12 protein-coding genes are annotated in these 14034 nt (G+C 37.2%); all 12 read left to right on the top strand.

Features of this window, described 5'->3' with window-relative positions:
- The first annotated feature begins 148 nt into the window (after positions 1-148).
- The 12 genes from BK577_RS04890 (at position 149) to pdxA (ending at position 13989) form a co-directional block, all read left to right on the top strand.
- Positions 149-454, top strand: a complete 306-nt coding sequence (locus BK577_RS04890) for a DUF4176 domain-containing protein (protein ID WP_026562400.1) — start codon at positions 149-151, stop codon at positions 452-454.
- Complete coding sequence (locus tag BK577_RS04885; protein WP_078431916.1) at positions 435-1064, top strand: hypothetical protein; 630 nt, start codon at positions 435-437, stop codon at positions 1062-1064. The genes BK577_RS04890 and BK577_RS04885 overlap by 20 nt, the downstream gene beginning before the upstream one ends.
- A gap of 13 nt (positions 1065-1077) precedes the next feature.
- Complete coding sequence (locus BK577_RS04880; protein WP_078431915.1) at positions 1078-2502, top strand: alpha/beta fold hydrolase; 1425 nt, start codon at positions 1078-1080, stop codon at positions 2500-2502.
- 88 nt (positions 2503-2590) lie between these two features.
- Positions 2591-3685: a hypothetical protein gene (locus BK577_RS04875; RefSeq protein ID WP_078431914.1), complete on the top strand. Its 1095-nt coding sequence runs from the start codon at positions 2591-2593 to the stop codon at positions 3683-3685.
- Positions 3686-3913: 228 nt separating this feature from the next.
- Positions 3914-5011 (top strand): hypothetical protein, encoded by a 1098-nt coding sequence (locus BK577_RS04870; RefSeq protein WP_078431913.1) that lies wholly within the window; start codon positions 3914-3916, stop codon positions 5009-5011.
- Between the two features lie 154 nt (positions 5012-5165).
- A complete protein-coding gene (locus BK577_RS04865; RefSeq protein ID WP_139367265.1) occupies positions 5166-6323 on the top strand; it encodes a hypothetical protein in 1158 nt (385 codons plus the stop codon).
- Positions 6324-6580: 257 nt separating this feature from the next.
- Positions 6581-7414 (top strand): helix-turn-helix domain-containing protein, encoded by an 834-nt coding sequence (locus BK577_RS04860; RefSeq protein WP_078431911.1) that lies wholly within the window; start codon positions 6581-6583, stop codon positions 7412-7414.
- Positions 7415-7529: 115 nt separating this feature from the next.
- Entirely contained in the window at positions 7530-8612 is a 1083-nt protein-coding gene (locus BK577_RS04855; protein ID WP_078431910.1) for a plasmid pRiA4b ORF-3 family protein, read from the top strand.
- Positions 8613-8825: 213 nt separating this feature from the next.
- A complete protein-coding gene (locus BK577_RS04850; protein WP_078431909.1) occupies positions 8826-10526 on the top strand; it encodes a sigma-54-dependent transcriptional regulator in 1701 nt (566 codons plus the stop codon).
- A 157-nt stretch (positions 10527-10683) separates the two neighbouring features.
- Positions 10684-11679 (top strand): 2-keto-3-deoxygluconate permease, encoded by a 996-nt coding sequence (locus BK577_RS04845; RefSeq protein ID WP_078431908.1) that lies wholly within the window; start codon positions 10684-10686, stop codon positions 11677-11679.
- A 13-nt stretch (positions 11680-11692) separates the two neighbouring features.
- The gene (locus BK577_RS04840; protein ID WP_078431907.1) at positions 11693-12994 is read left to right on the top strand and encodes a four-carbon acid sugar kinase family protein; all 1302 of its coding nucleotides are present in this window, start codon (positions 11693-11695) and stop codon (positions 12992-12994) included.
- Positions 12991-13989: a 4-hydroxythreonine-4-phosphate dehydrogenase PdxA gene (pdxA, locus tag BK577_RS04835; protein ID WP_078431906.1), complete on the top strand. Its 999-nt coding sequence runs from the start codon at positions 12991-12993 to the stop codon at positions 13987-13989. The genes BK577_RS04840 and pdxA overlap by 4 nt, the downstream gene beginning before the upstream one ends.
- Positions 13990-14034 lie beyond the last annotated feature (45 nt).

Raw genomic sequence — 14034 nt, 5'->3', positions numbered from 1 at the left:
CAGTCTAAATAAATAAAAAAAGGTGATTTTTTAACTATTTATCCTGATCAGTTCGTCATGTAAGATGAATAAGTGTGTACTTATTACTAAAATTAGGAAATAAATCGTTAATCATAATTTTCCATTTTAACATAAGGAGCGATCTCAAGTGATTTTTTCCAAACATTATCTTCCAGTTGGAAGTGTTGTAGGGCTGCATGATGACTCAAGACGGTTATTAATTATAGGTAGACAATTATTTTCAGAAACAAATCAAGTGATCAGGGACTATGCGGCTGTGAATTATCCGAACGGATTTACGGATGCAAAAGAACAATTTATTTTATTTAATCATCAAGATATTCATGTTGTGTATCATTACGGATATGTCGATGAAAAGGAAATGCAGTTGGATGCTTTGTTAGCAGAAGCGGAAAAACGTGAGGATGATGATCATGGGGACAATTCGATTTAATAAGGATTTACCGGGGAAAACTCATTTGCTCATTATAGAATTAGAAGGAAAATTTAGTTTATTGCTGGAGCATATGTCTACATTTAAACAAGAGTTAGATCGTCATACTGGAAAGGCTGCGATAAGTCTTCAAGAAAAAATGGTGAATAATCTGGCGTTTTTTAGCAAGGCCAGCAGCAGTTTATTGTATTTTGCAGATACAGTCTTGAACTTTGTTAAAGCGGTGGAAGCAGTTGATGAATCAACTGGAGGACCAGCTGCATCGAGTAGCCGGGCTGAAATCAATTATACTTTCTCAACAAGCAGAATTGAAGATGAGGTAAAGCTGACTCCTGAATCAATGAAGCAGGCAACAGATCGTTTTGAAGGAAACATGGTTGCGCTTGATGAAGTGCTGGGAGATTTTCATACGTTACTAGATCATGTCATGTTTGATACAGAATTTCCTTGGGGAGATGTTGCGGATATTTGGCCGGAGGCGAAGCAGGAGATCTTTTCTATTGTGGGAAATGCAAGAAATAGATTGGAAGACTTGTTAAAAAGTGCGAGGTTATTAACTGAGGAACTGCAGCGAGTTGATAACTTGATTTCAAGACAACTGGTAAAGTAAAGGAGGGTTTGACGTGTATGGCAGACATCCGGAAGTTGCAGCGATTATAAAAGGACATGAAACAACGGCTAATGGAATTTTGACTGATGCCGGGTCACAACTTCTTTATGAAAAATTTAGCAGCAATGTAAGTGTTGTTTTTGGACTTTCAGCATCTGTTGGCGGCAGTATGATTACATTGGATATTTCAGCTACGAAAAGTACGGTCGATGGCTGGATTAGTGATTTGCAAACTTGTTTGGAAGAGGCATGGAGAAAGTATGATCCTGAGGATGATGAGTCGGGTACTGAATTTATGAGAATCCAAAGCATGAGTATGGATATTAATGACATCATCATGAACTATAACAGTTTGAAATACGATTTGGATGACATTGAACTTGAGTTTGAAAATGCAGTCCGTTTGTATCGATCGCCTGTGCGTTCTGCATTAACGGATATTCGTATTCTTTATAATGCAGAAAATAATGTGAATGGGGATTTTTCAGGGTTTAATAATGTTTCGGTTTATGTGCATGGGATTGAGTCGACATCAGATGATTATCTAACAGGTGCGACTGAAGGAGCACAAAGCGGAGATATCATTGTACGTATGAATAGAAGCGGTAAAATAGAATACTTTATTGTTAGAAAGGAACGTAATGGAAAGTTAGTAAGAGAAGAAGTAGAAACTTTCGATGAATTGCAGCAAAGCGAACAATTTATGAACAAAAATGCTCGCGTTCATATTGTCTATGATACTGAGCAGAAAAATGAACACCGCCAGGAGACAAGTGATGACTTAGGAGAAAAACTAAATGAAATGGGTCTCATTAATGAGACAGCTAAAATCGATATGTTTGCTCACAGTTATGGCGGAAGAAGATCACTCCAGTTTGCAATGGACTATCCTGATCATGTTCGTAGTATTACAACGATTGGAACACCGTATGATACGAATATGTTAGGGACTTTAGCAGATAGTGCTCGCTGGATTGCTGAAAAAATTGGGCAGGATCCGAAAAATACGAGTGATTATTTAGACTTTAATCTTGATAATCAAAATGATAATGAAGATAAGCTTTATAGTAATGCTTATACAGATATGAGAAGTGAAACTATGACGGATGATATTCATCATTTGAAATCAGCGAACCCGGAAGTATATCGTAAACTATTGGAAATGGATATTACGGCTTCTGCCGGATACCGAACAGAACAGATGGTTAGTTATTCTCCTTATTATTACCAGCCACCAACTGATTACAAGACTAGCAGTGATGACACAGTTTCCGTTAAGAGTCAAAATGGTGAAATATTAGGTGAATTAATCGATGAGAGACCACAATTTGAAATTGATAAAGGCTCAGGTGTAACGGACCCAGCACATATTTACGAAATAGAAGATTCGGATTATATCGAATTGATAAAAGAAGTAAATGATAAACAAAGAGAATAGGAGCATGATAATCGTGAAAACTCATAGTAAAACACTTAGTTTTTTCTTAGTACTATTGTTGCTTCTTTCTGGTTGTGGAGAAGATAATATGACAAATCAAGAGTCCTCTGCTGAAACCGAAACATATGAAACAACTTATAAAGAAGGCTTCCCTATAGAGGCAAGTCCTGCTCTAAGCAAATTTATTCAGAATTATATAAATGGTAGTTCTGACCGAGAATTATTGAATCAGGACGGCACATTGGTTTTTTCGGATAGTAATGGGAATGAAGATCAAACTTCTGTTACCTATTATCAATTTACAGAAGAACAGTTAAAAGGCTATTATGAACCTTTGTTTCAAACCGATGACCCGAATATGATGCTGTATGATTTAAAACAGACTGATAGTATATCGAAGCTGCGTTCTCCAGTAAATGACACTGATCAGTATTCCCTTCCATCGGTGACAATGAAAGACAATAATCAATTGGAAATCAAAACAACGGAGAATCAGAGAACAATTGATTTAAACGAAGCAATGAAGGATTACGGGGTTTCTAGTGCTACTAAATTTATTTTGAATATAGAAGCGATAAATAAAAATAATATCGTTTTTGTATTAGAAGATGTCTCCAAAATAGGAGATTTAAACGAACTGTATTACCTATTTGTTGATCAGGCATTATCTGATTTTACAATTACTCAATTTAAATATAAAGAAACTCAAGAAGTCTTTGACACAAATAAACTAAAACCTTATTATGATCTCTTTCCAGGTGATGGGAATTATCGAAGTGGTTTAGACAAAATTACGATCTTAAATGTCGAGACAAATAAAATAACAGAAATAAAAGATAATGACTTATTAAGTGAAGATGGAAAATTCGTCTACTTAAAAGGTGCTGCCGAAGAACTTTCAGACGGAGTACAGCGAATTCAAACGATTGAAAACTATGCAGAAGGAAACGACATCTATGAAGAACAATTCGAACTTGACTTCGACACAATTTCAAAGCAATTGAACTTTGAAACAAATAAAATCAGTATAGCCAGAACGAACTATTTTAACGAAGATTATATTGTTCTGCGCCTGCTCTACAAAGGAAAAACAATCGGCGACGGCGGCGTAACAAACGTCATTGTCGACCTGCAAAACAAGAAAAACCCAACAGCTTACCTAGTCGACTTGGGTATTGAATAACAGAGTTGAGGGCTGGGACAGAGGGACAGGTTCCTTGGTCCATTTTGAAAGGGAATAAATCCTTATATGAATAATTTGTATATTATGAACACATGGAGAGTGGGGCAGGGACAATGGACCTGTCCCCCTGTTCCATTTAGGAGCATGATAATCTTGAAAACACATAGTAAGACACTTAGTTTTTTCTTGGTACTATTGTTGCTTCTTTCTGGTTGTGGAGAAGATAATATGACAAATCAAGATTCTTCATCATCACCTGAAGAAAAATATGAGACAACATATCAAAAGGGTTTTCCTCAAGAAGCTAGCTCTGCTTTATCAACATTTATGCAGCATGTTCTTAGTGACAGTTTTGATCGAAAGTTAGTGGATGAAGACGGAAACTTGATTTTTTCTGATGGAAATAGAAGTGCAGAAGAATCATCGGTTATTTACTATCAATTTACTGAAGAGCAGCTAAAAGACTATTATAAACCACTACTTCAAACGGAAGAGCTGAATGTATCATTGAATCCATTGAAACAAAGCAATAGTTTGGAAAAATTACGAACTCCATTAGAAAATTATGAAAAGTTTTCCCTTCCTTCTATAGTCATGAAAGACAATAATCAATTGGAGATAAAAACAACAGGGAATCAAAGAATAATCGATTTGAATAATGAAATGAACCAATATGGTATTACAGGTACAACTGAGTTTATTATGAATATTGAAGCGGTGAATGAAGATAATATCGTAATTGTACTTGCAGATACAGCTAAAGGAAGTCGTTTAAGAGAGTTATATTATCTCTTTATAAAACGGGATTTGTCTGATTTTACGATTACACAATTAAAATATGAAGAAACTCAAGAGATTATCAATTCAAATGTACTTAAGCCGTTTTATGCTATTTTTCCAGGAGAAAGGGATTATAAGAGTCTTTTTAACAATATTTCTATTCTGGATGTAGCGACAAATAAAATAACAGAAATAAAAGATAATGACTTATTAAGTGAAGATGGTAAATTTGTCTATCTGAACGGTGCAGCCGAAGAGCTTTCTGACGGAGGACAGCGAATTCAAACAATAGAGAATTATGCAAAAGGGAACGACATCTATGAAGAACAATTTGATATTGATTTTGACAGAATTTCAGAGAAGATGGATTTTGAAACGAATAAGATTAGTATAGCCAAAACAAACTACTTTAATGAAGATTATATCGTTCTGCACCTACTCTACAGAGGAAAAACAATCGGTGAAGGCGGCGGAGCAAACGTCATCGACGACCTACAAAACAAGCAAAATCCAACCGCCTACCTAGTCGACCTAGGGATGGAATAACAGGGACGGAGGTCCTTGGCTGGGACGGAGGGACAGGTTCCTTGGTCCATTTTGGAAAGTGAATAGATCTCCTTCTATGAATAAATATATAAGTATGAAGAGGGGAACAGGGGCGATTGACCTGTCCCCCTCTTCCAGTAGGAGCATGATAATCGTGAAAAGAAAGTTCACTAAAATAAGTCTTATTCTTTTGTCTTTGCTATTGCTTTTTGGATGTGTACAGGATATGACTGAACAAAGTGAAGTTGCTTATAAAATAGGTTTTCCTACAGAAAACAGTCAAGCTTTAACCGAATTTATACACTTTAAGATGACGACAAACAGAGGTATATTACTACAGGAAAAAGACGACATTTTTATCAACACAATTGAGAGTGTAAGTAGTGATGAAAAAACAATAAATTACTATAAATATAGTGAAAATCAATTGACGTCATATATTGAACCTCTGTTGGATAAAGAAGATCCGAAATCAACGTTTACTACTTTAACATTTGGCGAAAATGCTGGTAAAACAATAAATCAATCAATTGATAAACCACAAGAATATAATCTTCCTTTAGTTACAATGCAGGAAAATAACCATTTGAAAATCGAAACAAATTCAGGTGAGATGATTCTACAATTATCCGAAATTATGAGGGAGTTAAATGTAAAAGACTCCGATAGACTTATCTTTAATTTGAGCGCAGTGAATGAAGAATTATTTGCCTTAGAAATTGAAGATACTAGTATTGAAGTTGAAGAAGGAGGTAGCCTTTATTTAGGGCTGTTTGTAAGGCGAGATTTATCTGATTATGTTGTTAGTAGTTTACATTTTAATGATTTACAGAAAACATTGGAATCAGGTGAATTAGATAACTATTTAGAGGTTTTTCCAAAAGTGGATTCTGAAGGTAAATATTCTTATCTCTTTGGCGATACAATTGTAGACACACAAAAGAATCAAATTATTACTATAAAAGAAGATGACCTTTTAAGTAAAGATGGACAATATGTATACATTAATGGCAAGAAACCTGATCTGACTGATGGTACACAACAAATACAATCAATTGAGAATTATGCTAATGATAACGATACGTATGAAGCTGAATTTGTATTGGACTTTGATACAATTGCCAAAAAATTAGAATTAGAAACAAACGGTGTAAGTACTTCAAATATAAACTACTTTAATGAAAACTTTGTAATATTAGGATTAAATTTCACAGGAACCTTCGTTGGAACAGCTGGATTTACAAATGTCATCGTAGACCTACAAAACGATAAAAACCCAACTGCCTACCTAGTCGACCTAGGGATGGAATAACAGGGACGGGGGTCCTTGGTTGGGACAGAGGGACAGGTTCTTTGTTCCATTTTGAAAGGGAATAAATCCTTATATGAATAACATGTATATGATGAACACATGGAGAGTGGGAACTGGGACGATGAACCTGTCCCCCTGTACCAAAAAAATTTAAAAAATATTTAGTTTTAACGCTACTCTATCTAAAAAAATCCCTATATAACCGGTGGAAGACAAAATGTCGATCATCCATCAAACATGATAGGGAGAGAGAAAACGTGGAAAAACTAAATTATGAGACAATCCAAAAATATCAATCATTTACAACAATTGAAGAAATGGACAAGTCTGTTCGTGGATTTTTATATAAGCATAAGGCTGAATTATCAGAGGGAACTCTAGCTGTTTTTCATCTCATCTGGAAGCATTCTGTCAAAGTTGTCGGAGTGTCCTTTGCCAAATATGATTACATTGCTGAGCAAGTAGGCTTGAGTAAACGTACGGTCATTCGTGCTGTAAAATTGTTAGAAGAGCGAGGGGTCATTAAAAAGGTTGCAACCGCAAGAATGAATGGAAAACAGGGAGTAAACCTTTTAATTATTCAGACCTTTGAATCCATCGATTCTATGAAAACTACTATGTCACCCCAAGATGTCACTGCACCTGTCACTCCTAATAAAACAGAGAATAAACAAAGCTCACTCTGTGAGAAAAAAATAAAAGAACGAACTAACGTAAGAGAAGCATGTGAACCATCACTGCAAGAATTAGACTCCAGCTATCTACCAGAATCCATCCCGGAAGAATTCAAAAAAACCGCACAACCATTCTTTAACGCTATCGATATATATAACCTATGGAACCGGGTCATGATCGTTTATAACAAATTCGATCACGGCAAAACAATCGAAGACTTTATGGAATGCATCATCAGCGCCTTCAAACAAACAGTCTTTGCGAAAAAGAGAGGAAAAATTCACACCACATTCGAAGGTTATTTCTACCGAATCCTACACGAAACCTTCACCCTAAAACTACGCCAAGAAAACAAAAGCAAACTCTTTTGGGAATTACATGACTGGGTCACGGGGACAGGTTCCTCGTCCCACTAGGTTGAAGACGAGTTATGACGGATTATTCTGAAGAACCTCCTACTATTTATTTCTCTTCAGGTTCATTTATAATAAAGTATCTATCAAAATATTCAGGTTAGGAAATTTTGCGAATATGCTCATTCAATGTACAAAAAAACTGTTAGAGCAACTTAAAATAAAGCCTCACGAGCCAATCGAAGAGCAGAATCCACTTTTCTCATGGCATGCCCATATTATTCTTGTAAATCGTAGAAAAACGGTTGTACTCATTCATGATCTTTCTAGGTATGTCATTGTTTTGCATGGCCTAAAGGCAAAGGGTTATAAAAGTCTTGATCAGCTCATTTTGCATGCGATCCGCGAAACATTTGAAGCTGAAGGAGTTAAAAAAGAAGTAATTGAGCAGTTTCTAACTCTATCGATGGATTTCACCTATACGAAAACGAAGGACCGCACTTCGGTGGCAAGATTGAACAAGGCATGTGAAACAACATACTATTTTCTGGACTACTTGAATCAAGAATCTGTCATTAATTCAGAGTTAAGTAAACGTGTTAGCCGGAGTTTAGTTGGTGACGGAAAAAATAAATATATTTATCCGAATGAAGAGATGTATAAACAACTTGTGATATTTGCAGGTCAGCCTATTTTTGAGACGAAGGCAGTACAACTAAAAGTGGTACTAAAGCTGGAAGATCACCAAGTTTGGCGTCGAATCATCGTCCCAGTCAATCGGACATTTCATGAGTTACATAAAATTCTTCAATCAACATTTGGATGGAAAAATTATCACCTTCATGAATTTGTTATTTACAACGATGACACAGAACCAATGATCAATCTAGTAAGTGATGAAGAAGCCTTAGCTTATCCAAAACAAACCGAAATGAAGCTTGAAAAAGGTATAAAGCTATCAGAGTATATGCCTGAATATAAAACTTTGACATACACTTATGATTTTGGCGATGATTGGAAGCACGAAATTGAAGTTGAAAAGGTAATAAATGAGTATTATGACTATCACCCACAATGCATAGACGGAGAAGGAAACGCTCCGCCGGATGATGTAGGTGGGGTTCTTGGTTACACAGAATTCCTCTCCATTCTAGCAAATCCAGAGCATCAGGATTATAAACATACAGTTCATTGGGGGATAATGCAGGGGTATGAAGAGTTTGATATTGAGATGATAAACAGGATGCTGAAAGATAGATAGAAGGATGAATTGCTGAATACCTAAGTACTTTGGGACAGAGGGACAGGTTCATTGACCCACTTGATGGTAATGAGTTAGAGTGTAAGAGGAAGAGAAAGTAAATTAAAGTAACGGGTATTAAAACATACATAGGTCCAACTTTAAAAGAAGGCGGGGACAAGGGACCTGTCCCCCCGTCCCACCCAATTACGAAAACAGGTGTGATCAAATCAAATGAGAATTAAAACGTTAGTTATTGCGCCTTATCAGGCAATGACTCATTTAATAGAAGACTGTCGCCAGGAGGAACAACAGCTTGATCTATATATGAAGGTTGCGAATCTTCAAGAGGCCATTCCGGTTGCGAAGGAAGCGGAGGATGAAGGCTTTGATGTGATCATCAGCCGTGGTGGTACGTCCAAGCTAATTGAAGATGTGGTGAATATCCCGGTCATCGATATTCATGTGTCAGGCTATGACATGCTTAGGGTGCTGACGCTCGCGAATGATTTTCCAGGTAAAAAAGCAATAGTTGGCTTTTCGAATATAACCCTAGGAGCAAAGGCGATTACGGACTTACTTGAGATCCCAATTGATGTGTTCACCGTGGAAAAGGCGAAAGAAGTAGATGGACTGGTTGAAAACCTTAAGCAAGAGGGTTATGAGCTTATCATGGGTGATGTTATTACCATGGATGCGGCGACAAAGCATAATTTGGAAGGGATCCTGATTCAGTCCGGTCGGGAAGCAATTTTTGAGGCGTTTCATAAGGCAAAGTCTATTTATCGTCTGCATCAAAGACAGCAGCAGGAGATTACCTTGCTTCGTTCACTTTTAGAGGAAGCATCCTCAAACATCATCGTCCTATCACGTAATGGTAACATGGCTTATCAGCATTGGACTGATTTTGACGAGTGCCCACTTCCACTAAGCAAACTACATGAATACATTCAGGGAAAAAATAACCCAAATAATGATGTAAGTATCTTCACAACAAGTGAGCAGCAAATGGTAAAACAATCTGTAAAAAGAAAAGTGATCGAAGCTCAAGAATATTATTTATTTCAGTACTCTTTGGTCACTACACAAAATGCTCATCAACAAAACATTCATGTTGAAACCATTTCACAGCAGCCGATGATCATTTCAAACAGTCAAGCCATGAAAAGGTGCATGAATCTCGTTGAAAAAAATGTAAATCATGATCAATGGCTTCTTATAGGGAGTGAAGGAACAGGAAAGAAGCTTCTCTCACAGTATATTCATTATAAGAAAAACAACGGTCAGGGACTTTATGCAAGTATAACGGCTGAAAATCTGTTACTGCTTGAACATAAAATAGATTTTGATATACAGACACTTTATATAAATGAAATAGAAGTTTTATCACCAAAAGAGATGAAAAAGCTAACGACTATTTTGGAAAAGTTAAAAACGGAAAACCTAACAATTGTCCTGTCTCTTACAAAGGAAGAGGAAATTCCTCATTCTCTCATCTACGACAATGATCTAGTACGAGTACAAATCCCATCTCTAAAAGACCGTAAAGACGACATTAGACCGTTAACAACTTATTTTATCGCTGCTTTTCACGGTCAAATTGGAACATCAGTTATTAAAATGAAAGAAGATGCGATGGAACTGCTAGAGGAATATTCCTGGCCAGGAAATGTCGCACAGCTTCGATCGATTCTTCACACAGCTGTTTTAGAAGAAAAGGGATATGTTCTAGGGAAAAAACTACTCCAGCAATATGTCGAGGAGCAAATAGAAGAAGCAAATACAGTGGATAAGGAATTTCTTTCTGGAACATTGGAAACAATAGAAAAAAGAATTATTGAGCATATTATGGAAGAAGAAAATCATAATCAAACAAGAGTTGCAGAGCGGTTAGGGATTAATCGATCTACTTTATGGCGCAAGCTGAAACAATAACTGTTCAGCTTGCTTTTTTATTTTGTTGCAAAATACAACATTTTATATTTAATGTGTTGCAAAATATTGTGTAAGCCATTACAATAATCCTTGTAACCGATTACTAAATATATTTAGTGTTTAATATTGAAACGATTATAAAAGGAGTGTTACAATTATGAAGATAAAAGCAACTTTAGATCGAATTCCTGGCGGTATGATGGTTGTGCCGTTGCTAATTGCAGCATTAATAAATACATTTTTCCCGGACTTATTACGTATTGGTAACTTTACTCAAGCACTATTTGTAGACGGTGCGAGTACATTGATTGCACTTTTCCTATTGTGTACAGGTGCACAAATTAACGTGAAATCCTTTGGTGTGTCAGTTGGTAAAGGGGCAACACTTTTAGCAACAAAATGGGCAGTAGGTGCAGTATTTGGATTAATCGCTTACTTATTGGCTGGTGATAATGGATTATGGTTAGGTTTAGCGCCAATCGCTGTTATCGCAGCCATGACAAATAGTAATGGCGGATTATTCGTTGCGTTAGTTGGTCAGTACGGAAGTAAAGAAGATCGTGCGGCATATTCACTTTTAGCACTTAATGATGGTCCTTTCTTAACAATGATTGCGCTATCTATTTTCGGAGCTATGGGCTTTGTTGATGGTATGTTCTCATTAACTTCATTTATATCAGTGTTACTGCCGATTTTAGTTGGTATGGTATTAGGTAACCTTGATGAAGACATGCGTACATTCTTAGATAAAGGTAGCTCAATGTTAATTCCATTCTTCGCATTTGCATTAGGGATGGGAATTGATTTTGGAGCAATCCTTGAAGGTGGATTATCGGGAATCATCCTTGGACTATTAACAGTATTTGTGACAGGTTCTGCAGGTTATTTCGTATTTAAGGCATTAAAATGGAATCCGATCGTTGGAGCTGCGGAAGGATCAACAGCAGGAAACGCAGTAGCGACACCGGCTGCGATCGCAGCGGCAAACGCGAGCTTTGCATCAGTTGTTGATATTGCGACAGTACAGGTTGCAGCTTCAGTGGTGACAACAGCTATCTTACTACCGATTTATGTTGGGTTCCTGGTAAAACGATTAGAGAAAAAAGGCTATAAATTTGAACAACAAGAAGACGTAAAAGAAGCAAACGTCTAAGGGTGTGATTAGAGTGGAGAAAAGAATTGGCATAATATCTGATGATTTAACAGGTGCGAACGATTCAGGTGTACAATTAGCAAAAAAACATCTGTCATCAACGGTTGTGTTTGATTATGAAACATCAACATTAGCGACAAATCCGGATGTGTTAATCGTGGATACAGATAGTCGAGCGAAGAAGCAAAAAGAAGCATATAAAGCGGCTTACCAAGCTGCTTTATTCCTTCAAAAGGAAGGCTATCAACATGTGTATAAAAAGGTTGATTCAACTTTAAGAGGAAATATTGCAGCTGAATTATCAGCTGTTGAACAGGTGTATCAGCCGGAAGTTGTCGTGATTGCGCCTGCTTTTCCAAAAATGAAGCGTCAGACAATTGATGGAAATCATTATGTAAATGGTGTGTTAATTACGGATACGGAATTTTCAAAGGATCCGAAAACACCGGTAACAGAAGCGTTTATACCGGAATTATTAACGCAATATCAAGATCGTAAAATTGCCTTAGTTGATAAACGTATGCTGGGACAATCTATAGAAGAAATAAACCAAATCATTACGACTATCCTCGATCAAGGGGTAACATGGTTTGTGTGTGATAGTGAAACAGAAGAAGATCTACAAAGAATTTGCGGCATTTTTTCAAGCTTGAACAAGAAAACAGTCTGGGCAGGCTCAGCTGGATTAATTGAATACTTACCTGATGCACTTCAATTAACACATTCTAATGAAGAAAATCAGGAAGAAATCAAAATTGAAAAGACGTTAATTGTTTCGGGCAGCTTATCTCAAGTAACGAGAGAGCAGCTGTGCAAAATAGAATCTCTGCAAAATTCATTCTTTATGGAAGTAGATCCTGCTACATTAGTAAAAAATACGTTTAAAATAGACCACTATATGGATCAACTAACCCAACATTCAGAATACGAACATTATGTTTTATATGTAGAGGCTTCTGAGGAAAACCGTGTTTCTGCGAAGGAAGCAGGCCAAGCACTTGGTTTAAATTTAACGGAAGTAAGTGAAGCCATATCAAGAGGGCTGGGACAGATTGCGAAAGGTCTTTTAGAAAATTGCGCCTCTATTCAAGGTTTGGTTCTGACAGGTGGAGATACGGCAAAGGCAGTCTGCTCGGAATTAGAAATTTCAGAAATGGAACTTTATTCTGAAGTAGAACCAGGTCTTCCGTTCGGTCGCTTAAGAAGTGAGGATCGCAGCTATTGGGCAGTCACAAAAGCTGGTGGATTTGGGCATGAACAATCATTAGTCAATGTAGTCAAATACATGGCAAACAAAAGAAGGGTGAGAGCATGAATCAAGTAAAACCAATCGTTGGCATTACAATGGGTGACGCAGCAGGTGTTGGCCCGGAAATAATTCTAAAAAGCTTAGCGAATGAAGAAATATATAATATAAGCAGACCGCTAGTAATCGGTGACAGTAAAATTCTTGAAAGAGCAAAGAGTTTTGTAAATAGTGAGCTAATCATTGAGTCTGTAACAGCTGACCTTATTGAAAACCTACCATATAACTTCGGTACAGTTTATTGCTTAGATTTAAATCTATTAGATGCCAATCTGCCAATTGGTCAAGTGTCACCAGAAGCAGGTCATGCGGCCTTTGAATATTTAGCAAAAGCAATCGAATTAGCAAAAGAAAACAAAATCAATGCGATTTGTACAGCGCCATTAAATAAAGAAGCTTTACACAAAGGTGGCCATAAATACCCTGGCCACACAGAAATTCTTGCAGATTTAACAGGTACTGAAGACTTCTCAATGATGCTGTCAGCACCGAATTTAAAGGTCATTCACGTGACAACACATGTTGGAATCATTGATGCAGTGAAAATGATTAACCCAGAGCGTGTCTACCATGTCATCAAACTTGCGCATGATACACTGAAAAAATCAGGTATCGAGTCACCGAAAATCGCTGTTTGCGGAATCAATCCACACGCAGGGGAAAATGGCTTATTCGGTTACGGAGAAGAAGACGAAAAAGTTGTTCCAGGTGTAGAAAAAGCACAAGGTGAAGGAATCGATGTAGTAGGTCCACTACCTGCAGACACATTATTCTTCCGTACCGTTCGTGGAGACTTCGACGTCGTGGTTGCCATGTACCACGACCAAGGACACGGACCAGTAAAAGTACTAGGCTTAGACGCAGGCGTCAACATCACAGTCGGCTTACCAATCATCCGCACAAGCGTCGACCACGGCACAGCCTTCGACATTGCCGGCAAAGGAATCGCTGACGAAAAAAGCTTAATCGAAGCTCTTCGTCAGGCTGTGGAATTTGCGGGGTAGGGACAGAGGGACAGGTCCCTTGGTCCAGTTCTGATTGAGATACGC

The sequence above is a fragment of the Metabacillus halosaccharovorans genome (assembly GCF_002019635.1).
In the GTDB taxonomy this organism is placed as follows: Bacteria; Bacillota; Bacilli; order Bacillales; family Bacillaceae; genus Metabacillus; species Metabacillus halosaccharovorans.
The sequence above is the reverse complement of the archived record's forward strand: the minus strand, read 5'-3'. Positions and strand labels throughout refer to the sequence as shown.

What these genes read in the sequence shown, in the direction of transcription:
- BK577_RS04885 (WP_078431916.1), top strand. Translation starts at nt 435, where the DNA reads ATGGGGACAATTCGATTTAATAAGGATTTACCGGGGAAAACTCATTTG.
- BK577_RS04875 (WP_078431914.1), top strand. Translation starts at nt 2,591, where the DNA reads ATGACAAATCAAGAGTCCTCTGCTGAAACCGAAACATATGAAACAACT.
- BK577_RS04870 (WP_078431913.1), top strand. Translation starts at nt 3,914, where the DNA reads ATGACAAATCAAGATTCTTCATCATCACCTGAAGAAAAATATGAGACA.
- BK577_RS04855 (WP_078431910.1), top strand. Translation starts at nt 7,530, where the DNA reads ATGCTCATTCAATGTACAAAAAAACTGTTAGAGCAACTTAAAATAAAG.
- BK577_RS04850 (WP_078431909.1), top strand. Translation starts at nt 8,826, where the DNA reads ATGAGAATTAAAACGTTAGTTATTGCGCCTTATCAGGCAATGACTCAT.
- BK577_RS04845 (WP_078431908.1), top strand. Translation starts at nt 10,684, where the DNA reads ATGAAGATAAAAGCAACTTTAGATCGAATTCCTGGCGGTATGATGGTT.
- pdxA (WP_078431906.1), top strand. Translation starts at nt 12,991, where the DNA reads ATGAATCAAGTAAAACCAATCGTTGGCATTACAATGGGTGACGCAGCA.